Source organism: Pseudomonas sp. CF161 (assembly GCF_000416215.1).
Classification (GTDB): domain Bacteria; phylum Pseudomonadota; class Gammaproteobacteria; order Pseudomonadales; family Pseudomonadaceae; genus Aquipseudomonas.
On sequence record NZ_ATLP01000089.1, the window covers coordinates 1 to 22,121 of the forward strand.

A 22,121-nucleotide genomic window follows, 5' to 3' on the forward strand; every position below is an offset into this window, starting at 1 on the left:
TGCAGCCGGGGCTGTCGCCCAATACCAACGCCGCCACGGCGCGGGTCCTGGACCGCCTGGGGATCGGCATCCGGCCCGTGCCCCAGGCCGGCTGCTGCGGCGCCGTCGACTATCACCTGGACGCCCAGGCAGCCGGCCTGGATCGGGCGCGGCGCAATATCGACGCCTGGTGGCCACTGCTGGAAAACGGCGCCGAAGCCATCGTCCAGACCGCCAGCGGCTGCGGCGCCTTCATCAAGGATTACGGGCATCTCCTGGCCCATGATCCGCATTACGCGGCCAAGGCCGAACGGGTCAGTGCCATGGCCCGCGACCTGGTGCAGGTCCTGGGCGCCGAGCCCCTGGAACAGCTCGGCGTCCATGGCGAGCAACGCCTGGCCTTCCACTGCCCCTGCACCTTGCAGCATGCGCAAAAACTCGGCGGCGCGGTGGAGGCGGTGCTCGTGCGCCTGGGCTTCAACCTCACGGCGGTGCCCGACAGCCACCTGTGTTGCGGCTCGGCGGGCACCTATTCGCTGACCCAGCCGGAGTTGGCGCGACAACTGCGTGACAATAAACTCAGCGCCCTGGAAAGTGGCCAGCCCGATGTCATCGTCACCGCCAATATCGGCTGCCAGACCCACCTCGACGGCGCCGGCCGCACGCCGGTCCGGCACTGGATCGAACTGGTGGACGGCGCATTGCCCCATCAGCCCCCTGCTCCCCGGAGAACCCCATGAACAGCAAAGCCGTATTGAGCCAGACCGAAGTCAGCCAGATCCTTGCCGCCGCGCGCGACGAGGCCCAGGCCAACCAGTGGCCGGTGAGCATCGCCATCGTCGATGACGGCGGCCATCCCCTGGCCTTCGAACGCCTGGACGGCGCCTCCCCGGCCAGTGCCTATATCGCCACCGAAAAGGCCCGAACCTCGGCCCTGGGTCGCCGCGAATCGCGGCTCTATGAAGAAATGGTCAACGGCGGGCGCACGGCGTTTCTCTCGGCGCCGCTGTTGGTCTGCCTCGAAGGCGCGGTGCCGATCATCGTCGAGGGCCAGGTGGTCGGCGCCGTCGGGGTGTCGGGGGTCAAGTCCGAGCAGGACGCCCAGGTCGCCCGCCGTGGCGCCCAAAGCCTGGGCTGAATCCCCCGTGGCTCAAGCCTGGCGGGTGCTGCTGCGGTACATGAACAGCAGCGCCAGGGCCAGGCAGACCATCGCCAGCACCCGGCTGCCCGACAACTCGATGGCCGGGTTGCCGAGCCAGCCGAAGTTGTCGATCAGCATGCCCATGCCCAGTTGCCCGACAATCACCGCCACCGTGGCCACCGCCGTGCCAACCCTGGGCACCGCGCCGACCATGACCATCATGTACACCACGCCGAACAGCGCGCCGCCCAGTTGCCACTTGGGCACATCGAGCAGACTCACGGCGTGCGCCGGCTCGAAAAACACAATCAGCAGCGCCGTCACCACCGCGCCCACGGCAAAGGTCAGCAGGCTGCTGCGCAGGACCCCGACCGTCTCGCCCAGGCGCCCATTGATCGCCGCCTGCACACTCAACACCGCACCGGCGGCCACCACCACAACCAACAATAGAATCAGGCTCATGCTTAACCTCGGGCAATCAGGACAAGGGCGGCGACAATCAGCGCCAGGGCCAGCCAGCGTTCGCCGTTGACCCGCTTGCGGGCACTGCCGAACCAGCCGAAATGGTCGATCAGCACACTCTTGCCGACCTGGCCGGAGAGGATCGCGATCATGGTCATGGCGATGCCGATATGGGGCGTGGCCAGGGTCAGCACCACCACGTAGATCGGCCCCAGAAAGCCGCCGATCAACTGCCAGCGCGGCAGCTCGCTGAAGGCCGGCCCCTGCTGGCGACCGCTGAGCAGCAACAGCAGAAACAGCAGCGCCGCACCGACGCCGAAGATGCTCAACGTCGCCCACAGGTGCCCGACCTGCACCCCCAGCGGCCCGAGCAACCCGGCCTCCACCGACAGGCCCATGCCGGCGAGAATCACCAGCGGCAGCAGCAACAGGCGCAGCCAGGGGTTGGGAACGGGGGCCGCCACGGCCGGGGTCGGGGGGGCCGCGACGTGATCAAGGGAAGAAGCCTGCATGGGAAACCTGCATCAAGGAGTAAGGGAATGCGCCCATTATCGATTGCCGATCCTTTGCGATAAATGGGAGCATGCCGACAACACCTTTGCGTATTACGCACAGCAAGGACCGATCATGCACGGCTTCAATGAACTGGGTTTCAAGGCACTGCGCCTGTTTGTGGCGGTGCTCGACCTTGGCAGCTTTTCTGCGGTGGCGCGGCGCGAGGGCCTGGCGCCGTCGTCGATCTCGCGGCAGATCCAGCTGATGGAACAGGCCCTGAGCCAGCAGTTGCTCTACCGCCATACCCGGGCAGTCAGCCCCACCGAGGCCGGGCGCCTGCTGGGCTACCACGCGCGGCGGGTGCTGGCGCAGTGGGAAGAAGCCGAACAGGCGCTGCAAGAACAGGAAAGCGAGCCCAGCGGGCTGGTGCGGATCAACGCGCCAGTGGTGTTTGGCCAGCGCCACCTGTCGCCGTGGCTGGGCGAACTGTGTCGGCGTTATCCGAAATTGCAGCTGGATATCCAGCAGACCGACAGCTACGTCGACCCCTTGCAGGAAGGCGCCGACCTGCTGTTTCGCATCGGCAGCCTCAACGATTCGGGGATGCAGGCACGAATCTTCGCCCCGCACCGCTACCGCATCGCCGCCAGCCCGGCCTACCTCGCCGAACACGGCACACCGCACCACCCCGAACAACTGGCGGCGCACCAGTGCCTGGCCTACAAGGGCGAGACCGGCCAGCAACGCTGGTTCTTTCGCCAGGGCGACAGGGACTGGACGCCCTACAGCGTCAAGGGCGCGATCACCGGCAACCACGCCGACACCCTGACCCAGGCCGCCGAGCAAGGATTGGGGCTGGTGCTGTTTCCGTCATGGCTGATTGGCGAAGCCCTGCGCGAAGGGCGGCTGGTGGCGCTGTTCGGCGACTACCAGGTAGCCACCAGCCTGGAACCCCAACAAATCGCCGCCCTGTGGCCCGGCAGCCGACGCCTGTCGGTAAAAGTGCGCACCGTGATCGACTTCTTCGTCGAAAAATTCGGCCCCGAGCCCTATTGGGACCAATGACCGTAGCCGAGGCACGAGACTGCGCTGGCCGAGATGGGCGCCGTGTTTTATCCGGATGTATTGGGCGTCAGCCTCGTGCCTCGGCAGCAGCTACAGGTCGGGTGTAGCCGCTCGCTGGCCGTGTGTCGAGAACGCTCAGGTGCCAATCCAGGCCGGCCGCAGGGCCGCCGTCTTGCTCTTGATTTTGATTTTGATCTAAGCGGCCCGTTAACCACGATGGCCGAACGCAGGCAGTGAGCCGTGGGCAACCCGGCAGGACGCCGGGTTAGCCGCGCTGGGCCAGGGATGGCCCATCGCGGCGGCCCACGGATCACTGCCGGAGCGAGGGCATGCCGAGCCTAGGCGAGGCACCAAGTGGTGGGGCAAGAGCCCTTTGGTTACTTTGGGGCTTTTCCAAAGTGACCCGCTGTAAGAGCGGAACCTATAGCAGCCACACCCTCAGCAATGGATATGTACACCCACAAACCCGAGGCGTCAGTTCTTGGGGCCGCTGCGCGCTGGAGCGCCAGCCCGGCCCAGCGGGAGCAAGCTCCCTCGCCACAGAATGTGCGCCCCCGGAACCACATCCAAAGCCCCCCCACAAAACCGCCCCCCCACTACACAACACTCAAACCAACCACTGCCCAACCAACCACGCATTAGCCCCACTAATCACAACAAACAGCCCCCAAGCGAGCCCCCGAGTCGGCCACTGATTAACAAACACCCCCATCAATTGCCGATCGTTAGTCATACGAATCAACGGATACAACGCAAACGGCAATTGCAGACTCAACACCACCTGACTCAACACCAACAGCTGCCCCACCGCCCCATCCCCCAACAACCAGACCCCGATAAACGCCGGAATCAACGCCAGGCCACGGGTAATCAAACGCCGCTGCCAGCACGGCAGACGCAGATTGAGGTAACCCTCCATGATCACCTGGCCAGCAATGGTGCCGGTGAAGGTCGAACTCTGCCCCGACGCCAGCAACGCCACGCCAAACAACACACTGGCCAGGGCCCCACCCACCAGGGGATCAAGCAGGTGATAAGCATCCTGAATCTCCACCACATCGGTATGCCCGGTCTGATGAAACGCCGCCGCAGCAAGGACCAGAATCGCCGCGTTGACCAGCAGCGCCAGGGCCAGGGAACCGATGGTGTCGATGCGCGACAGCTTGATCGCATCCTCGCGACTGGCCTGGTCGTGCCCCACCAGCCGGGTCTGCACGATCGAGGTGTGCAGGTACAGGTTATGGGGCATCACCGTGGCGCCGAGAATACCGATGGCCAGGTACAGCGGCGCGGCATCGCTGACCGCCGCCAGCGACGGGACAAAACCGCGAGCCACGTCCGGCCAGTAGGGTTTGATCAGCAGCAACTCGATGAAAAAACACACGCCGATGGTTGCCACCAGCACCAGCATGATCGCTTCCAGGCGGCGAAAGCCCCGGTTCTGCAGGGCCAGGATCAGCAAGGTGTCGAAGGCGGTAATGATGATCCCGGTGCTCAGCGACACCCCGAGCAACAGGTGGAACGCCAGGGCGCAGCCCAGCACTTCGGCGAGGTCGGTGGCGATGATCGAGATCTCCGCCAGCAGCCACTGGGTGCGCGCCGCGCGGGGGCTGTAGCGCTGGCGACAGAGTTGCGCCAGGTCGCGCCCGGTGGCGATGCCCAGGCGCGAACACAGGCATTGCACGACCATCCCCGCCAGGCTCGCCAGCAGCACCACGAACAACAGGCTGTAGCCATAGCGCGAGCCGGCCTCGATGGCCGTGGCCCAGTTGCCGGGGTCCATGTAGCCAATGGATATCAGCAGCCCGGGGCCGGCGAAACGCAGGACACGCTTGAACAACGAGGCAGTGGGGTCAACGCTGATGCTGCCCGCCACTTCCGGTGGGCAGAAGGGAGCGGTAGCGATTTTCGGCAAGGTCAATTTCACGGACACATCCAGCAACATGAAACAATGGCCCAGCTTAGACGTTTGCGCCGCCACGCCCAAGCCTGAAAACCGAGGTCCAGGCGCGTATGCTGCTGGCACTTCAACCCCGGCACCCAAGGATCGGCATGAACTCCAGCTCCCCCCCTTTTTTGCAACCCGGTGACCGGGTGCTGCTGTTCGACGGTGTGTGCAAGTTGTGCAATGCCTCGGTCGGCTTCGTCATCCGCCACGACACCCGGCGCCGGATCAAACTGGCCTCGGTGCAGTCGGTGGAAGGCCAGGCCCTGCTTGCCTGGTTCGGCCTGCCCACCGAGCGCTTCGACACCGTGGCTTTTATCGACGATCAGCAGCTGTATACCCGCTCCGGGGCCTTTATCCAGCTGATGCGCCACCTGCCGCGACCCTGGTCCTGGCTCGGGGTTTTACGCCGGGTGCCGCGACCGCTGCGCGACTGGGGCTACGACCTCATCGCCCGCAACCGCTATCGGCTGTTCGGCCGTTACGACCAGTGCCTGCTGCCCAGCGCCGAGCATCGCGGACGCTTTCTCAACCCTCAGGACTGACCCGGCTGGCGGCGGAAAAATAGCGTGACCTGCCCCAGTTCGAGGCCGAACTTGGTCATGTAGGAGCGGTTGGCCAGGGTATTTTCATCCAGCAGGTACATCCAGTCGTCGAAGTGCACCTGATAGGTGGTGCCGTCCACCGGCAGGTTCAGCACATAGCGCCAGCGCAAGGTATTGCCGGACACCTCGCCCAGAGCTTCGCCGACCACGTCGCCCGCGGTGCCGCGCCAGATACCCGGGCCGTCCGGGCGCAGGGTCCAGATCCGGGTCTGGCGGGTGCCGTCGCTGTAGGTGAAGGCTTCATGCATGACAAAGGTGTCGCCCTCGCTGTGGCTGTCGATCAGGACATGGAAGCGCTTGATCACCTCCCCCGAGCGCTTCTGAAACAGCCCCCAGGCCTCGACCCGTCCGCTGAAGAACTGCCGCAGTTCCAGGGGCGGCGTCTGTTCGCGGTAGTGGGTGACATCGATGCCGCCGCAACCGGCCAGGCTGGCGCCCAGGCCCAACAACAGAATCCAGGTTTTCCACATGCTCATGGCCCTCGGCCGTTCAGGGTTGTGCCTGACCCAGCAACTGCCGGCGCAATTGGGGGTTGCGGGTGCGCGGGTCCAGCCAGATATCGAAAAAGGCCCGGGCAAAGGCCGGGTCCCTGACCTCATGCCGCAGCTGCTGGTCGACAAAGAACTGCGCGCCCTGCCCGGGCAGAAACACCCCGGTGATGACGGTGCCGGCCTGCACATCGACAAACGACTGCTGCATCTGCGCCTGCCAGCGGCTCAATTGCTCGGCACTGACCGCCGGGCCGGACAGGCGCTTGATCTCGTCGAGGCTGGCCTGCACCAGATCGTCGCGGCTGATGCTGCGGCGATAGGTCAGTTCCAGGGCGAACGGGGTGTCCGCCGCCAGTGGTGTGACCGGGCTCCAGAGCCGGGCGTTGTAGAGCTTGAAACCGAACCAGCTGAATTCGCCGCTGCCCACCACCCGCGCCGCGGGCAGCGCCTGTTGCCAGCCAGCCGCGGCGCTGGTGCCAAGCGCCGCCAGCAGCCCCAGCATGCAAAGGCGCAACGCCAGCCAGCGGCTCACTCAGGAATGCCTTCTGATCAGTTGCAGGAACTCCTGGCGGGTGCTGCTGGATTCGCGAAAGGCCCCCAGCATGACCGAGGTGTTCATCAGCGAATTCTGCTTCTCCACGCCGCGCATCATCATGCACATGTGCCGCGCTTCGATGACCACCGCCACCCCGGAGGCCCGGGTGACTTCCTGGATGGCCTCGGCCACTTGGCGGGTGAGGTTTTCCTGGATCTGCAAGCGGCGGGCGAACATGTCGACGATACGCGCCACTTTCGACAGCCCCAGCACCTTGCCCGTGGGGATGTAAGCCACGTGGGCCTGGCCGATAAAGGGCAGCAGGTGGTGTTCGCACAGCGAGTACAGCTCGATGTTTTGCACGATCACCATTTCATCGCTGGTGGAACTGAACAAGGCGCCGTTGACCACCGTCTCCAGGCTTTGTTCGTACCCTCGACACAGGTAGCGCATCGCCTTGGCAGCCCGCGTCGGCGTGTCGCGCAGCCCCTCTCGCAAAGGGTTTTCACCAATTGCGGCGAGGATGTCACGGTAATGTTCTGGCAGCAGGTCACTCATTCACGTACGTCCCGGCAAACGCGTTCAGCCCTTGGCGTCGTTGCGCACTGAACCGCAATAAAAATGGAGCTGAGGCTGCCGACCGCTCAACTGGCACGCCTTGGTACAACCAAAGGCTTGACCTCAGTTCCAAAAAATAGGGTCAGCGCCGCCAGCGCACCCGGAAAAACCCCGAGGCCTGCACTGCGTCGACCTGATAAAAACTTATACGACAATTTTTATTTTGTACAACTTTTTACGAAAAAATAGCTAAAAATACCGCCAATAGTTGTACAGATACGACGGAAACCCCGGCTAACACTTCATTTCCTGTACAAGGCGAACCGCGCAATACACCAGGCCATTCACGGCATACGCAGCAAACTGCGGACTGGATGCACCCCCGACGAAAAAACCTTCATGCAGACCGGCGACCTACCCGACAGGGAGCCGCCAAGAAACCCAATGCATCCGCCGTCGCGTCGAGGTCGGCCCCAGCCTTTTATCCGAACCGCCATAACCCGCTGGAGTGTCGCTCGGGGGCCGTGGGATGATGCGCGCCTGACGCGATCACTCTGGAGAAGCTGCATGTCATTGTTCGGTAAAAAAGCCCTGGGCCTGGCCCTGGTCGCCTTGCTCGGTCTGGGCGCGGCGAGCGTCTATGCGGCCCAGCCAAGTGCCGCTGGCGCCACGGCGCAAAAAGTCTCGATGCTGGGCGGCAAACTTGCCTTCAGCCTGCCCAAAGGCTTCACGGCCACGGTGCTGCCCGCCGGCAGCGCGGCCAACGGCACCGCCGGAGCAACCGGCACCCTGTACTCCAACAACGACACCAAGACGGCGGTGATCGCGGCGGAAAACACCATTCCCAACGGGCAGCAGGCCAAGGACAACGACGCACCGTTCCTCGATGCAGCGGTGGCGGGGTTCCTCAAGCAACAGGCCGCGGCCCTGCCGGACTTCACCAAGCAAAGTGAAAAGAGCCTGACCCTCAAGGGCCTGGGCGTACGCCAGATCGACAGCAGCGCCACCATGGGCGGCGGCAAGACCCTGAATTCGACCCTGCTGGCCGCTTCCGGCGGGCGCATTGCGGTGATCCAGGTGGTGTCGCGGATCAGCGACAAGGCCGGTCACGAGGCCCTGATGAAGCAGATCCTCGGCCGCTGAGCAGGCCTGGCAACGATCCTGTTCACGATCCAGCCAGCGACGCTCGGGCAGTGTTAATGCCCCATGCGCCAAGCGCAACAGCTCGTGAACAGGTTGTCAGGGGTTGAGCCGCTGCAACCAGTCCTTGAGGTCGTGGACTTCACGCTCGCTGATGCTGTGCCCCAGGCCCGGATAGGCATGAAATTCCGGCGCCAGGCCCAGGCCCTGCAACAGGCTGTTGGCCTCTGAACCATCGCTGTAGGGCAGGCGCTGATCGGCGGTGCCATGGCCGATGAAAATCGCCAGCGCCTGCAGCTGGGGATCGGGCTTGAGCTGCGACCTCAGCACCGGCAGCACACTGCCGCTCAATGCCGCAATCCCACGCACCGCCTGCGGGTGCCGCAAGCCGACTTCATAAGACATGATCGCGCCCTGGCTGAAGCCCAGCAAAAACACCTTGTCAGGCCGGGTCTGGTACTTGGCCGCAGCCTTGGCCACAAAGGCCTCGATCACCTGGGCGCTGCTGGTCAGTTCCTCGGTCACGCCGTCATAGGCCCCGTTACCCTTCTTGTGAAACCACTGGTAACTGCCCTCCTCCAGCACCTGGGGTGCCCGTACCGAAAGGTAGGTGTAGCCAGCCGGCAGCTGCTCTTTGAGCCCGAACAGGTCCTCCTCGTTACTGCCGTAGCCATGCAGGAAAATCACCAGCGGCTGGTTGCGGGTATCGGCGCCCGCCTGCTCCAGGTACTGCAACGGCAGGTCACTGTGCAGCGTGGGCGAGCCGGGCTGGGCCTGGGCTGAGGCGCAGGCCAGCAGCAACGGCACCAGCCAGCACTTGAGCATCGAGGTCTTGGACATGAGGCGTTTTCCTTTCACGGCGCGGCAGCTAGCCACAAGGCGGGTGACTGAGGATCGGACCGACAAACAGCGATGAGATTCAGCCAACCGGCCCAAGCGGCTTGCGCACTCCGCGCCAGGCCAGGGGTGACAGCACCAGCACCGCCAGTAAAAAACCCAGCTGGGACAGGTAAAAGGTCTGCGTCCATTGCCCATGGGCGGCGACGTAGAAGCTGTTGTGCAGCACGTCGCAGGCAATGATCGCCAGGGTCAGGAGCAGGCCCCAGCGCGGCCTGAACCACAGCAACAGCGCCGCCAGCGGATCGAGCACGGTCAACGCGCCCCAGAACACCCGGCTGGCCAGCACGGTCTGGGGGCCATAGCCGTAATCCCAGAGCCAGCCGTGATCGAGCACGGCCCGCAGGTGATTGGCGGTCGCGACCAACAGGCACAGGGCGAACAGCAGGCGAATCAGCAGAGAACATCGATACATGGAGCCATTCGCCTTCAAGAGATCGGGAGCCGCGTCAGTCGTTGATCAGCTTGCCCGCGCGAATCGCCTCGCGCCCGGCCACCTTGGCCTGCCAGATACCCGGCTGGGTGTAGCGCCCACGGTCCAGGGCAAACAGCACGCCACTGGTGCCGGCCCGTACCACGCTGACTTTATCCTGCAGCGGGTCGACCACCTCGAACAGCGCATCGCCCTCCTCGACCCACTCGCCGGCGTCGCGCAGGAAGCTGACCACGCCGTGGTGAGGGGCGAACAGGTACTGGGTGCCTTCGAACGGCATGCCTTCGCAACACGCCTCGGGCGCGGGCGGCCAGTCGCCGCTGATCAAGCCCTGCTCGGCCAGGAACCCCAATATCGCCTCGCAGTTGGCCTGGGCCTGCTCGACCCGGGTATCACCCATGCTGCCCAGCTCCAGGGTGGTGGCGAGGTTGGCCGGGGGAATGGCCGCCCGGGGAAAGTCCCGGGCCAGGCGCAACCAGGGCGCGGAGCAGGATTCATCGAACGAGCTGCCGCCGGAGTCCTCGCACAGCAAGGCCACGCCCGCCTTCAAGCGCGCGGCCAGGGGCTGCCACTGGGGCCAGTGCTGGGGCAGTGCGTAGAGATGGATCGCCGCTTCGAAATCACAGTGCAGGTCGAGGGTGATCTCGGCCTCGCAGGCATGGCGCAACAGCAGGCGGTGCAAGGCTTCGAGCTGGGAACCCGGTGCCGGCAACTGGTCCAGCACCTGGCCCATGGTGCGTCGGATCAGCGCCACGTTGGCCGCAGCGTCAGTGCCCAGCTGGCCACCGATCAGGTCGCCCACCGGGCCACTGAGTTCAAAGAACGCACGGTTGAAATTCTTCCCGCTGCCCAGCTCGAAGCGCCCCAGGTGGCTGCTTTGCACGTACTGGTCCAGGCCAATGGGATTGGCCACCGGCACCAGCTCGATCACGCCGTGCAACTGGCCGTTGGCTTCGAGTTCGCCCAGGCGCTTTTTCAGCTCCCAGGCGGTGCGCATGCCCGGCAGCTCATCGGCGTGCAGGCTGGCCTGGATATACACCTTGCGCGAGCCTGCGCCAAAGCGGAACACGCTGAGCTGGCGCTCGCTGCCCAGGTGGCTCCAGGGCAAGGGGTGGTCAATACGTTGCATGGCAGCTCCCTGAGGAAAATGGGGTGGCGCAGGATAAAACAGCGGCGCATAAAAAAGGTGGCGGCCGTATCAACCGGCGCCACCTTTTTTTCACTGCGGGCGATTACTCACCGTAAACGTCGAACTTGAAGTACTTGTCCTGCACGGCCTTGTACTTGCCGTTGGCGCGCACTTGGGTAATGGCCGTGTTGAATTTGTCGGCCAGGGCGGTATCCCCCTTGCGTACGGCAATACCGGCGCCGCCACCGAAGTATTTCGGATCGTTGTACTCGGGGCCGACGAACGCGAAGCCCTTGCCGGCGTCGGTTTTCAGGAAGCCGTCGTCGAGGTTGACCGAGTCGGCCAGCAGCGCGTCGATGCGGCCGGAGACCATGTCCAGGTTGGCTTCCTGCTGCGAGCCGTAGCGCACCAGGCTGATCCCGGCCGGGACCAGCACTTCGGTGGCGAAACGGTCGTGGGTACTGGCGCGCAGCACACCGACTTTCTTGCCCTTGAGCTCGGTCAGCGGGTCCTTGATCTCGATGCCCTGCTTCATCACGAAGCGTGCCGGGGTGTGGTAGTACTTGATGGTGAAGTCGACGTTTTTCTTGCGGTCGTCGGTGATGGTCATCGACGACAGGATGGCGTCGATTTTCTTGACCTTCAGCGCCGGGATCAGGCCGTCGAAGTCATTGCTGACCCACACGCACTTGAGCTTGAGCTCGGCGCAGATGGCATTGCCCAGGTCGACGCCGAAGCCCTGCACGCCGCCATCGGCGGTGGTCGATTCAAACGGCGGGTAGCTGGGGTTGACGCCGAATCGCAATTCTTTCCATTCCTTGGCGCTGGCACTGGTCGCGCACAACGCCAACGCCAGTGCAGGCAAAGCCAGCCATTTATTGTTCATCTTCAGAGTCCCGGAGTATTTGGATTTATCGCGGCCGGCGCAGGCACCGAACCACACTTTTCGACAGGGGCAGAGAGTTATTGCGAGGTCCATCGCAGGGGTGTCTTATTGTTGTTTTCGACCGGCTGTGACCGGTCGTCGAACGTGCCATCCGTCCTCAGTCACCACCTGGGTGCGCTGTAACGGACCGCCAGAATGCCAATAGCCGGGGTCGGCCAGGTGTCGTAAGGCCCCGCCCAGACAGCCGAACCATGCTGAACGCAGCCGTCTGACAGCCGATTCTGTCGTCATGGCTCAGGATCGGGCTTGTAAATCAAGAATGCGTCGCTTTTTGTGCCCTGCGCAGCAGACGTCGGCTGGCGGGTTGCGGGCGCACCCATAAGGTAAAAATGCACAGGCAACCTGCAGTTATCCCGGTTGTACTTGGCAAATTTGCACTGTTACGATCCGCCATCGCTCGCGCGCGAGCGTCCTATAAAGAACAATAAAAGCAGGGAGTTAGTGATGACTGCTCAGGTTTCATCCCAGGCGACACGGGACATCGACAGCACGTGCAACGAAGTGCTGGTCGAGGTCCGCAACCACATCGGCCACCTGACCCTCAACCGCCCCGCCGGTCTCAACGCCATCACCCTGCAGATGGTGCGCACCTTGCAGCAGCAACTCGATGCCTGGGCCCAGGACCCGCAGGTGCACGCGGTGGTCTTGCGCGGCGCCGGGGAAAAAGCCTTTTGTGCCGGCGGCGATATCCGCTCGCTGTACGACAGCTTCAAGAACGGCCAGACCCTGCACCAGGACTTCTTCGTCGAGGAATATGCCCTGGACCTGGCAATCCACCATTACCGCAAGCCGGTGCTGGCGCTGATGGACGGCTTTGTCCTCGGCGGCGGCATGGGCCTGGTGCAAGGCGCCGATCTGCGGGTGGTCACCGAACGCAGCCGCCTGGCGATGCCGGAAGTGGCCATCGGCTACTTCCCTGACGTCGGCGGCAGTTACTTCCTGTCGCGCATTCCTGGGGAGCTGGGCCTGTACCTGGGCGTGAGCGGTGTGCAGATTCGCGCCGCCGATGCCCTGTACTGCGGGCTCGCCGACTGGCACCTGGACAGCGACCGGCTGGGCCTGCTTGACCAGCGCCTCGACCACCTGCAATGGAGCGATATGCCGCTCAAGGACCTGCAAGGGGTGCTGGCCAAGCTCGGTGTGCAGCAACTGCCGGATGCGCCCCTGGCCGCCCTGCGCCCGGCCATCGACCATTACTTCGCCCTGCCCGACGTGCCGAGCATCGTCGAGCAACTGCGCGAGGTCAGCCTCGGCGACAGCCGCGAATGGGCCCACGCCACCGCCGACCTGCTGGAAAGCCGCTCGCCCCTGGCCATGGCCGTGACCCTGGAGATGCTGCGCCGCGGCCGCCAGCTGAGCCTGGAACACTGCTTCGCCCTGGAACTGCACCTGGACCGTCAGTGGTTCGAGCGCGGCGACCTGATCGAAGGCGTGCGCGCCTTGCTGATCGACAAAGACAAGACTCCGCGCTGGAACCCGCCGACCCTGCAGGCGCTCGACGCCGGGCACGTGGCGAGTTTCTTCAGCGGCTTCGACACCAGCGGGAGCTGAGCCATGCACGACATTGAACTGACCGAAGAACAAGTGATGATCCGCGACATGGCCCGGGATTTTGCCCGCGGTGAAATCGCCCCCCACGCCCAAGCCTGGGAAAAGGCCGGCTGGATCGACGACGCCCTGGTGGCGAAGATGGGCGAGCTGGGCCTGTTGGGCATGGTGGTGCCCGAGGAATGGGGTGGCACGTACGTCGACTACGTGGCCTATGCCCTGGCGGTCGAAGAAATCTCCGCCGGCGACGGCGCCACCGGCGCGCTGATGAGCATCCACAACTCGGTGGGCTGCGGGCCGATCCTCAATTACGGCAGCGAAGCGCAAAAGCAGACCTGGCTCGCGCAACTGGCCAGCGGCCAGAGCATTGGCTGCTTTTGCCTGACCGAACCCCAGGCCGGCTCCGAAGCGCACAACCTGCGCACCCGCGCCGAACTGCGCGACGGCCAGTGGGTGATCAACGGCGCCAAGCAGTTCGTCAGCAATGGCAAGCGCGCCAAGCTGGCCATCGTGTTTGCGGTGACCGACCCGGAACTGGGCAAGAAAGGCCTGTCGGCGTTCCTGGTGCCCACCGACACCCCGGGTTTTATCGTCGATCGCACCGAACACAAGATGGGCATCCGCGCCTCCGACACCTGCGCCGTGACCCTCAACAACTGCACCATCCCCGAAGCCAACCTGCTGGGAGAACGCGGCAAGGGCCTGGCCATTGCCCTGTCCAACCTTGAAGGCGGCCGCATCGGCATTGCCGCCCAGGCCCTGGGCATCGCCCGCGCCGCCTTTGAAGCCGCCCTGGCCTACTCCCGCGACCGGGTGCAGTTCGACAAGCCGATCATCGAACACCAGAGCATCGCCAATATGCTGGCCGACATGCAGACCCGCCTCAACGCGGCGCGCCTGTTGATCCTGCATGCCGCGCGGTTGCGCAGCGCCGGCAAGCCGTGCCTGTCGGAAGCGTCCCAGGCCAAACTGTTCGCCTCGGAAATCGCCGAGAAAGTCTGCTCCTCGGCGATGCAGATCCATGGTGGCTACGGGTACCTGGAGGACTATCCGGTGGAGCGCTACTACCGCGATGCACGGATTACCCAGATCTACGAAGGCTCGAGCGAGATTCAGCGCATGCTGATTGCCCGGGAGTTGAAGCACTATCAGTTGTAATCGGCCATCCCCGAAGCAAAAAAATCGCAGCCACGGCTGCGATTTTTCATGGGGGCCGCTATCCAACCAGCGCTCAAAATCACCCCGAGGTCTTGCCTGAGCGTGAAGTGGCAATGACCGCCCCCGTGATGATCAGCACCGCAGGGATTATCAGGATCGGCTTGGCATCGCTTTGGCCCACGGCAATCAGCAGCAGCGTGGAGAACAATGGCGCCAGGTAAGACAAGGCCCCGAGCATCGCCAGGTGGCCGTGCTTGGTGGCGTGATCCCAGGCAAAAAAAGCCAGGCCTACCGGGCCCAGCCCCAGGGCGATAGTCGCCGCCCATTGGGCCGCATCAGGCTTGACCGTGGTTTCGAAGGCCAGGTGGCAGAGCAACCCGGCGACCGCTACCAAACCGCAGATACCACCGATGATGCTGCTCGGGACATCGCTGAAACGTCGGTTGACGACCGAATAAATCGACCAGACCCAGGCGCAGGCAAAGGCCGCGGCGTAGCCGAGAACCGGCATCGCCACGCTTTCACTGTGGGCGCGCTGTTGCATGATGAAGGCGGTTCCCCCAAGGCCGAGCAAGGCGCCCAGCAGTTGGCGCTTGCCCAGCGACTCGCCGCTTGAAAAGCTCGACAGCAACACCATCAGCAGCGGCCACAGGTAGGCGATAAGGCTCGCTTCAGCAGCGGGAGCGACTTTCAGGGCAAAGAAATACAAGGCGTGATAGACGAAAATCCCGGCGAACCCCGTTGCCCACACAGACCCAGGCTGGCGCCAGCTGCTGAATCCTCCCGCACCGCGCAGGCCGAGGATGCACAGGCTGGCCAGGAACGCGACCGCGAAGCTCGATGCCAGCAGCTGAAACGGCGGGATACCTGCGGTCAGGGTGGTCAGCAGCGCCAGGCACGCCCATAAAAACACGGCAATCACCCCAATCAAGGTGGCACCTGCGGCCCCCTTGGCGAGGGTGATGGATGGATTGGAAGTGTTCATGCAAGCCCCGTCTGCGGATGATCCTCATCGGCGAACAATAGAGAGGTTGCGCGACTGGGTATTGATAGAGGCTGCCAGCAATTTGTTCGGGGCTGCCGTTTTCAGTGCTCGCGCGCTTGTTTACGCACCGAGGCGGGGGTCAGGTTGCGGGCTTTTTTCAGGGCGTGGGTCAGCGCACTCTGGTCGGCATAACCCGCGCGATGGGCAATATCAATGATCGACAACGAGGTCTGGCGCAGCAGGTCGATGGCCAGGTTCAGGCGCAGCGTCGCGATATGGGCAAACGGGGTTGTTTTCAGGTGCTGGCCGAACAGGACATAGAGGCGCCGCTCGCTGGCGCCTGCATTTCGGGCGATGTCACGCACCGTCATGGGGGTGCTCAGATGCCGCTCAATGTAGGCCTGCGCCCTGGCGAGGATGAATTGCCCGGGATTGTTCGGTGCCGCATCGGGCTGCAACAAAGAGCACAGCAGCAATCGGCTCCATGGCTCGACCATCGCCGGCGAACGGGTTAACCCTGCGCCGTAGCTGCTCGCGTAATCCAGCAGATGCCGGATATCGGGCCTGACGGCGAAAAAACGTTTGTCACTGAGCGGGTCAAACAATGGCGCGGCGCTTTTCGGCCCTTGGGACTCCTGGGTCAGCACATCCAGTACCAGGAAGCTGTTGCAGTGGTTGGCCAGGAAGGTATGGCGGGCGCCCGCGGCGATCACCACCCCCTGGCTTGCATCGACCTTGCCTCCTCGTCCATCGACCTCAATTTCCATCGAGCCGGACTGCGGCAGGACGATTTGATGAAAATCGTGTTGGTGAAGCTCCACCTGACCGGAATAGGAGCGCACGGCGAAAGCGAAGGATTGGGGGGCGGTAGCGCTCATCCATGCTCTCCTTGTACTTGCGTTTGAAGGCCTTTAGCGCTGCCACTGCCTGGCCACAAACGCTCAAGCCGGGGGCTCGTCTGCCCCCGGCTTGAGCGGTGGCGTGGGTTACTGGTCCTTGAACTCAGGCGTGCGCTTGGCAATAAACGCCGCCATGCCTTCCTTCTGGTCCTGGGTGGCGAACGCCGCGTGGAACACCCGGCGCTCGAAGCGTACACCTTCGGAAAGGCTGACTTCAAAGGCGCGGTTGACGCTTTCCTTGATCATCATGCTGATCGGTACGGACTTGCCGGCGATCAGGGTGGCGACTTTCAGGGCTTCATCCAGCAGTTCATCCGCGGGCACGACGCGCGCGACGATGCCGCAACGTTCAGCTTCCACGGCGTCGATAAAGCGTCCGGTCAGGCACATTTCCATGGCCTTGGCCTTGCCCACGGCGCGGGTCAGGCGCTGGGTGCCGCCCATGCCCGGCAGCACGCCGAGGTTGATTTCCGGCTGACCGAACTTGGCGTTGTCGCCGGCCAGGATAAAGTCGCACATCAGCGCCAGTTCACAGCCACCGCCCAGGGCGAAGCCATTGACTGCAGCGATGATCGGCTTGCGGCGGTTGGCCACGCGGTCGCTGTCGCTGAACAGGTCGTCGAGGTAGATCTGCGGGTAGCTCAGCTCGGCCATTTCCTTGATGTCGGCGCCGGCGGCAAAAGCTTTTTTCGAGCCGGTGAGCACGATGCAGCCGATACCCGGGTTGGCCTCCAGGCTGTCCAGGGCCTGGTTCAGTTCGCTGACGATCTGCGCATTGAGCGCGTTCAGCGCCTGCGGACGGTTGAGGGTGATCAGGCCGACGCGGCCCTGGACGTCCAGCAGAATCGTTTCGTAACTCATGAAGCAGCTCCTTCTCAAAGATTGCGCGAAATGACCATGCGCTGAATATCGCTGGTGCCTTCGTAGATCTGGCAAACCCGCACGTCGCGGTAGATGCGCTCCAGCGGAAAGTCGCTCAGGTAACCGTAACCGCCCAGGGTTTGCAATGCCGAGGAACAGACTTTCTCGGCCATTTCCGAGGCGAACAGCTTGGCCATCGACGCCTCGACCAGGGCCGGCTTGCCACTGTCGCGCAGGGCGGCGGCGTAATGCACCATCTGCCGCGCGACGGCGATCTGGGTCGCCATGTCCGCCAGGCGGAACGCCACCGCCTGGTGCTCGATGATCGGCTTGCCGAAGCTGTCCCGTTCCCGGGCGTAGTCCCGGGCCGCTTCGAAGGCGGCGCGGGCCATGCCCACCGATTGCGAGGCAATGCCCACGCGCCCGCCTTCGAGGTTGGCCAGGGCGATGCGATAACCCTCGCCCTCCTCGCCCAGGCGGTTGGCCAGCGGCACCTTCACGTCTTCAAACAGAATCTGGCAGGTGTCAGAGGCATGCTGGCCGAGTTTGTCCTCGACCCGCGCCACCTTATAGCCCGGCGAGTTGGTGGGCACGATAAACGCGCTGATCCCGCGCTTGCCCGCCGTCGGGTCGGTGACCGCGAACACAATCACCACCCCGGCGTTCTGCCCGGAGGTGATGAACTGCTTGCAGCCGTTGAGCACGTAGTGATCGCCCGCCAGCCGGGCCCGGGTTTTCAGGCTGCTGGCATCGGAGCCGGCCTGGGGTTCGGTGAGGGCGAAGGCGCCGAGCATGGCGCCGCTGGCCAGGGGCGTGAGAAAACGCTCCTTCTGCTCATCGTTGCCAAATTTGAGGATCGGCACGCAACCCACCGAGTTGTGCACGCTCATGATGGTCGAGCAGGCACCGTCGCCAGCGGCGATTTCTTCCAGGGCCATGGCGTAGGCCAGGTAGCCGGTGTCGCAACCGCCCCACTGCTCCGGCACCAGCATGCCGAAAAAGCCCAGCTCGGCCATCTCGCCGATGGCCTCCTTGGGGAAGCGGTGTTCGCGATCCCACTCGGCGGCGAACGGTTTCAGCCGTTCCTGGGCAAATTGCCGGGCCGCTTCGCTGATCTGCAGTTGTTCGTCATTGGGCAACATGGCACGTCCTCAATACAGGCATTCAACGGCCATGGCCGTGGCTTCACCGCCGCCGATGCAGATGGCCGCAACGCCGTGCTTCAGGTTTTTCTGGCGCAGGGCCGACAGCAGGGTCACCAGGATCCGCGCCCCCGAGGCACCGATCGGGTGGCCCAGGGCGCAGGCGCCGCCGTGCACGTTGACCTTGTCGTGGGGGATTTCCAGCTTGCTCATGGTGACCAGACTGACCACGGCAAAGGCTTCGTTGATTTCAAACAGGTCGACCTGATCCAGGGACCAGCCGGTTTTCTGCATCAATTTCTTGATCGCACCCACCGGGGCTACCGGGAACAGCCCCGGGGTGTCGGCAAATGCCGCGTGGCCGTGGATCACCGCCAGCGGCTTGAGCCCGAGTTTCTGCGCCTGGGAGCGACGCATCAACAGCAGGGCCGCCGCGCCGTCGGAGATCGAACTGGAGTTGGCGGCGGTGACCGTGCCCCCGTCGCGGAACGCTGGTTTCAGCGAGGCAATCTTGTCCAGCTTGGCCTTGGGCGGCTGTTCGTCATGGCTGATCAGCACCTGCTCTTTGCCGACGGTGACGCTCAGCGGCACGATCTCGGCCTTGAAGCTGCCGTCCTGGATCGCCTGTTGCGCGCGGGTGGTGGAGGCAATGGCGAACGCGTCCTGGGCTTCACGGCTGAAGCCGTGTTCCTGGGCGCAGTCTTCGGCAAAGGTGCCCATCAGCCGGCCCTTGTCGTAGGCGTCTTCCAGGCCATCGAGGAACATATGGTCAATGACCCGGCCGTGGCCCATGCGGTAGCCGCTGCGGGCGCGGTCCAGCAGGTATGGCGCGTTGGACATGCTTTCCATGCCCCCGGCCACCACCACCTCGGCGCTGCCGGCCAGGAGCATGTCGTGGGCCAGGATCGCGGCCTCCATGCCCGAGCCGCACATTTTGTTCAGGGTGGTGCAGCGCGTGGCTTTATCCAGCCCCGCGCCCAGGGCTGCCTGGCGCGCCGGAGCCTGGCCGAGGCCGGCCGGCAGGACACAGCCGAACAGCACTTCGTCCACTGCGTCGCTGGCCACGCCGGCGCGTTCCACGGCGGCGCGGATGGCCGCAGCGCCCAGTTGCGGCGCGGTCAGGCTCTTGAGTTCACCTTGAAAGCCGCCCATGGGGGTGCGGACGGCGCTGACAATAACAATGGGATCCTGAGAGGTGTTCATGGGGCAATCTCCTGCTTATTTGGCGGCCATGCGCAAGGCACCGTCGAGACGGATCACCTCACCGTTGAGCATGCTGTTTTCAATGATATGCCGGGCCAGCGCCGCGTATTCCGCGGGTTTGCCCAGGCGTGGCGGGAATGGCACACCCGCCGCCAGGCCGGCGCGCACGTCATCGCTCATGCCGGCCATCATCGGGGTTTCGAAAATGCCCGGGGCGATGGTCATCACCCGGATGCCAAAGCGCGCCAATTCGCGGGCGGCGGGCAAGGTCAGGCTGGCGATCGCGCCCTTGGAGGCCGCGTAGGCCGCCTGGCCGATCTGGCCGTCGAAGGCGGCGGCCGAGGCGGTGTTGATGATCACTCCACGCTCGCCATCGGCATTGGCTTCGCTTTCAGCGATGGCGGCAGCGGCCAGGCGCAGCAGGTTGAAGCTGCCGATCAGGTTGACGTTGATCACCTGGCTGAAGCTGGCCAGGGCATGGGGCCCGTGTTTGCCGAGGATCTTCTCGCCGCGCACGATGCCGGCGCAGTTGATCAGGCCGTGCAGCGCGCCAAAGGCTTTCAGGGTCGCCTGCACCGCCGCTTCGGCAGCGGCTTCCTGGCTGATGTCGGCCACCACGCTGTGGCAGCCGAGCTTCTGCGCCTGGGCCGCCACGGCCTCGGCATTGAGGTCCACCAGCATCACCTTGGCACCCGCGGCCACCAGCATCTCGGCGCTGGCGGCGCCAAGGCCGGAAGCACCGCCACTGACGAGAAAAACCTTGTTTTCGATCTGCATCATTATTTCCTTGGGTTCAAGCTTGAGCGTTGTGCGCCGCGGCCTCTTGAGCCTTGGCGATCTCCTGGTTGCGCAAGATAAAGCGCTGCAATTTGCCGCTTGGGGTTTTCGGCAACTCGCTGACAAATTCGATTTCACGGGGGTACGAGTGCGCGGCCAGGCGCTTGCGCACATGCTGGCGCAGTTCCTCGGCCAGCTCCGGCGCGGCGCGGTACTGATTGCTGAGCACGACAAAGGCCTTGACCAGTTCGGTGCGCTCCGGGTCCGGCTTGCCCACCACCGCAGCTTCGACCACCGCCGGGTGCTCGATCAGCGCGCTTTCGACGTCGAACGGGCCCACCCGATAACCGGAGGTTGTGATCACGTCATCACTGCGCCCGACAAAGCTGATGCTGCCGTCGGGGTTGAGCTCAACGGTGTCGCCGCTCAGGTAATAGTTGCCGACAAAGGCCTTGGTCGGCGCGCCCTGGTAGCCGGCGAACCAGCACATCGGCGACTGCGTGCGGTCGACCGCGAGAATCCCCGGCTGGCCGACGCCCAGCTCCTGGTAATCGTCGTCCAGCACCACGATGCGGTGCCCCGGCGAAGCGAAGCCAGCAGCGCCGACATGCACCGGATGGTCCAGGCCGTGGTGGTTGCACAGCACCATGCCCAGCTCGGTCTGGCCGTAATGGTCGTGGATCACCACCCCCAGGTTGTCGGCAAACCAGCGGATCACTTCCGGGTTCAGCGGCTCGCCGGCGCTGCTGACAATGCGCAGGCGGCCCTTGATCGAACGGGCAAAGTCGTCGCCGCCGGCAATCAGCAGGCGGTAAGCGGTGGGCGAACCGGTGAGGTTACTGATGCCGTACTTGTTGATCACCCGGCAGGTGCTTTCGAGGGTGAACGGGCCATCGTAGAAGGTGATCGGATGGCCCAGGCCCAGGGGCCCGGTGACGCCAAAATAAATGCCATAGGCCCAACCCGGGTCGGCGACGTTCCAGAACGCGTCCTCGGGGCGCAGGTCCACCGCGTCGCGGGTGTAGTTCTGGAACGCGACGATGGCCTTGAGCGGCACTTCCAGGGCTTTCGACGGGCCGGTGGTGCCCGAGGTGAACATCAGCAGGAACGGGTCCTCGCCGGTCATCATCACCGGCTCATGCCGGGCCGGGTAATTGGCCAGTTCGGCCCAGAAACTGAAATCGCCGCGCACGATGCCCTGGCCCTTGGCCCCGCCGACGGTGGCGATGGTCGGGCAGCCGGTCACTTCCGCAAGTTTGGGCCGGTTGACCGCATCGGTCACCACCAGGGCGGCGCCGGAGCTGCTCAGGCGATGTTCGATGGCCTTGGGGCCGAAAGCGGTAAACAGCGGTTGATAGACCGCGCCGATGCGCCAGGTGGCGAGCACGGTAATCAGCAATTCGACGTTGCGTGGCAACAGGCCGGCGACCTTGTCGCCCTTGCCCACCCCCTGGGCCACGAGAAAGTTGGCGAAACGCGCGGCCTTGTCTTGCAGTTCGCTGAAGGTGTAGGTCGCGCTGGCGCCGTCGCGGCCCTCCCAGAACAGGGCGATGCGGCCCGGCAAGGCATGCCGGTCACAACATTCGATACAGGCGTTGAGTGCCGACAGGTTGCCCGCCAGGGCAGCGTCGACGGTGTGCTGGTAGTTGAACTGTGTTGTGGCAGACAAGTAATCGCGCATCGCCAGAATCCCTCGCTGTTCTTATTAGGATGGGAACACCATAAAA

Annotated in this window: 24 protein-coding genes; 7 read left to right on the forward strand and 17 right to left on the reverse strand. The window is 64.2% G+C overall.

What is annotated here, in order from left to right; translation table 11 throughout:
- The coding region (glcF, locus tag CF161_RS17330) for a glycolate oxidase subunit GlcF (RefSeq protein ID WP_020297882.1) at window positions 1-719 on the forward strand (719 nt) is incomplete at its 5' end.
- Window positions 716-1,117: a heme-binding protein gene (locus CF161_RS17335; RefSeq protein ID WP_020297883.1), complete on the forward strand. Its 402-nt coding sequence runs from the start codon at window positions 716-718 to the stop codon at window positions 1,115-1,117. The genes glcF and CF161_RS17335, both read left to right, overlap by 4 nt.
- A gap of 12 nt (window positions 1,118-1,129) precedes the next feature.
- Here the strand turns inward: CF161_RS17335 and CF161_RS17340 are convergent, their stop codons facing one another.
- Entirely contained in the window at window positions 1,130-1,582 is a 453-nt protein-coding gene (locus tag CF161_RS17340) for a DMT family transporter (protein WP_020297884.1), read from the reverse strand.
- A 2-nt stretch (window positions 1,583-1,584) separates the two neighbouring features.
- Window positions 1,585-2,094, reverse strand: a complete 510-nt coding sequence (locus tag CF161_RS17345; RefSeq protein WP_020297885.1) for a DMT family transporter — start codon at window positions 2,092-2,094, stop codon at window positions 1,585-1,587.
- A 115-nt stretch (window positions 2,095-2,209) separates the two neighbouring features.
- On the opposite strand from CF161_RS17345, the gene CF161_RS17350 reads away from it, so the two are divergent.
- Window positions 2,210-3,142, forward strand: coding sequence for a LysR family transcriptional regulator (locus CF161_RS17350; protein WP_020297886.1), 933 nt, complete (start codon window positions 2,210-2,212; stop codon window positions 3,140-3,142).
- Window positions 3,143-3,749: 607 nt separating this feature from the next.
- On the opposite strand, the gene CF161_RS17355 is transcribed toward CF161_RS17350, so the two are convergent.
- Window positions 3,750-5,069 (reverse strand): Nramp family divalent metal transporter, encoded by a 1,320-nt coding sequence (locus tag CF161_RS17355; RefSeq protein ID WP_043229788.1) that lies wholly within the window; start codon window positions 5,067-5,069, stop codon window positions 3,750-3,752.
- 125 nt (window positions 5,070-5,194) lie between these two features.
- Here CF161_RS17355 and CF161_RS17360 point away from each other — a divergent pair, with 125 nt between their 5' ends.
- The gene (locus CF161_RS17360) at window positions 5,195-5,632 is read left to right on the forward strand and encodes a thiol-disulfide oxidoreductase DCC family protein (RefSeq protein WP_020297888.1); all 438 of its coding nucleotides are present in this window, start codon (window positions 5,195-5,197) and stop codon (window positions 5,630-5,632) included.
- On the opposite strand, the gene CF161_RS17365 is transcribed toward CF161_RS17360, so the two are convergent.
- From CF161_RS17365 to folE, 3 genes are read right to left on the reverse strand one after another with little or no spacing between them, the layout of a single operon-like run.
- A complete protein-coding gene (locus CF161_RS17365; protein WP_020297889.1) occupies window positions 5,623-6,162 on the reverse strand; it encodes a DUF3833 domain-containing protein in 540 nt (179 codons plus the stop codon). The genes CF161_RS17360 and CF161_RS17365 overlap by 10 nt on opposite strands.
- Before the next feature lie 19 nt (window positions 6,163-6,181).
- The gene (locus CF161_RS17370) at window positions 6,182-6,685 is read right to left on the reverse strand and encodes a chalcone isomerase family protein (RefSeq protein ID WP_052027218.1); all 504 of its coding nucleotides are present in this window, start codon (window positions 6,683-6,685) and stop codon (window positions 6,182-6,184) included.
- A gap of 30 nt (window positions 6,686-6,715) precedes the next feature.
- Entirely contained in the window at window positions 6,716-7,276 is a 561-nt protein-coding gene (gene folE, locus CF161_RS17375) for a GTP cyclohydrolase I FolE (protein WP_020297891.1), read from the reverse strand.
- Window positions 7,277-7,843: 567 nt separating this feature from the next.
- On the opposite strand from folE, the gene CF161_RS17380 reads away from it, so the two are divergent.
- Window positions 7,844-8,419, forward strand: a complete 576-nt coding sequence (locus CF161_RS17380) for a hypothetical protein (RefSeq protein ID WP_020297892.1) — start codon at window positions 7,844-7,846, stop codon at window positions 8,417-8,419.
- 96 nt (window positions 8,420-8,515) lie between these two features.
- Here CF161_RS17380 and CF161_RS17385 read toward each other — a convergent pair whose 3' ends face one another.
- The 4 genes from CF161_RS17385 to CF161_RS17400 form a co-directional block, all read right to left on the reverse strand.
- A complete protein-coding gene (locus CF161_RS17385; RefSeq protein ID WP_043229789.1) occupies window positions 8,516-9,241 on the reverse strand; it encodes an alpha/beta hydrolase in 726 nt (241 codons plus the stop codon).
- Between the two features lie 94 nt (window positions 9,242-9,335).
- Complete coding sequence (locus tag CF161_RS17390; RefSeq protein ID WP_020297894.1) at window positions 9,336-9,728, reverse strand: hypothetical protein; 393 nt, start codon at window positions 9,726-9,728, stop codon at window positions 9,336-9,338.
- 34 nt (window positions 9,729-9,762) lie between these two features.
- Complete coding sequence (locus CF161_RS17395; protein ID WP_020297895.1) at window positions 9,763-10,875, reverse strand: succinylglutamate desuccinylase/aspartoacylase family protein; 1,113 nt, start codon at window positions 10,873-10,875, stop codon at window positions 9,763-9,765.
- 103 nt (window positions 10,876-10,978) lie between these two features.
- Complete coding sequence (locus CF161_RS17400) at window positions 10,979-11,761, reverse strand: ABC transporter substrate-binding protein (RefSeq protein ID WP_020297896.1); 783 nt, start codon at window positions 11,759-11,761, stop codon at window positions 10,979-10,981.
- 504 nt (window positions 11,762-12,265) lie between these two features.
- On the opposite strand from CF161_RS17400, the gene CF161_RS17405 reads away from it, so the two are divergent.
- Together CF161_RS17405 and CF161_RS17410 are read left to right on the forward strand one after the other, a co-directional pair.
- Window positions 12,266-13,372, forward strand: coding sequence for an enoyl-CoA hydratase/isomerase family protein (locus CF161_RS17405; RefSeq protein WP_020297897.1), 1,107 nt, complete (start codon window positions 12,266-12,268; stop codon window positions 13,370-13,372).
- Window positions 13,373-13,375: 3 nt separating this feature from the next.
- A complete protein-coding gene (locus tag CF161_RS17410) occupies window positions 13,376-14,527 on the forward strand; it encodes an acyl-CoA dehydrogenase family protein (RefSeq protein WP_020297898.1) in 1,152 nt (383 codons plus the stop codon).
- Between the two features lie 79 nt (window positions 14,528-14,606).
- On the opposite strand, the gene CF161_RS17415 is transcribed toward CF161_RS17410, so the two are convergent.
- The 7 genes from CF161_RS17415 to CF161_RS17445 form a co-directional block, all read right to left on the reverse strand.
- A complete protein-coding gene (locus CF161_RS17415; protein ID WP_020297899.1) occupies window positions 14,607-15,512 on the reverse strand; it encodes a DMT family transporter in 906 nt (301 codons plus the stop codon).
- Between the two features lie 101 nt (window positions 15,513-15,613).
- Complete coding sequence (locus CF161_RS17420; protein ID WP_020297900.1) at window positions 15,614-16,390, reverse strand: AraC family transcriptional regulator; 777 nt, start codon at window positions 16,388-16,390, stop codon at window positions 15,614-15,616.
- Between the two features lie 108 nt (window positions 16,391-16,498).
- Window positions 16,499-17,272, reverse strand: a complete 774-nt coding sequence (locus CF161_RS17425; protein ID WP_020297901.1) for an enoyl-CoA hydratase — start codon at window positions 17,270-17,272, stop codon at window positions 16,499-16,501.
- Between the two features lie 14 nt (window positions 17,273-17,286).
- Window positions 17,287-18,414, reverse strand: a complete 1,128-nt coding sequence (locus CF161_RS17430; protein WP_020297902.1) for an acyl-CoA dehydrogenase — start codon at window positions 18,412-18,414, stop codon at window positions 17,287-17,289.
- Window positions 18,415-18,423: 9 nt separating this feature from the next.
- On the reverse strand, window positions 18,424-19,617 hold the full coding sequence (locus tag CF161_RS17435) for an acetyl-CoA C-acyltransferase (protein ID WP_020297903.1): 1,194 nt from the start codon (window positions 19,615-19,617) through the stop codon (window positions 18,424-18,426).
- A 15-nt stretch (window positions 19,618-19,632) separates the two neighbouring features.
- Window positions 19,633-20,394, reverse strand: a complete 762-nt coding sequence (locus CF161_RS17440) for an SDR family NAD(P)-dependent oxidoreductase (protein ID WP_020297904.1) — start codon at window positions 20,392-20,394, stop codon at window positions 19,633-19,635.
- 16 nt (window positions 20,395-20,410) lie between these two features.
- The gene (locus tag CF161_RS17445) at window positions 20,411-22,075 is read right to left on the reverse strand and encodes an AMP-binding protein (protein ID WP_020297905.1); all 1,665 of its coding nucleotides are present in this window, start codon (window positions 22,073-22,075) and stop codon (window positions 20,411-20,413) included.
- Window positions 22,076-22,121 lie beyond the last annotated feature (46 nt).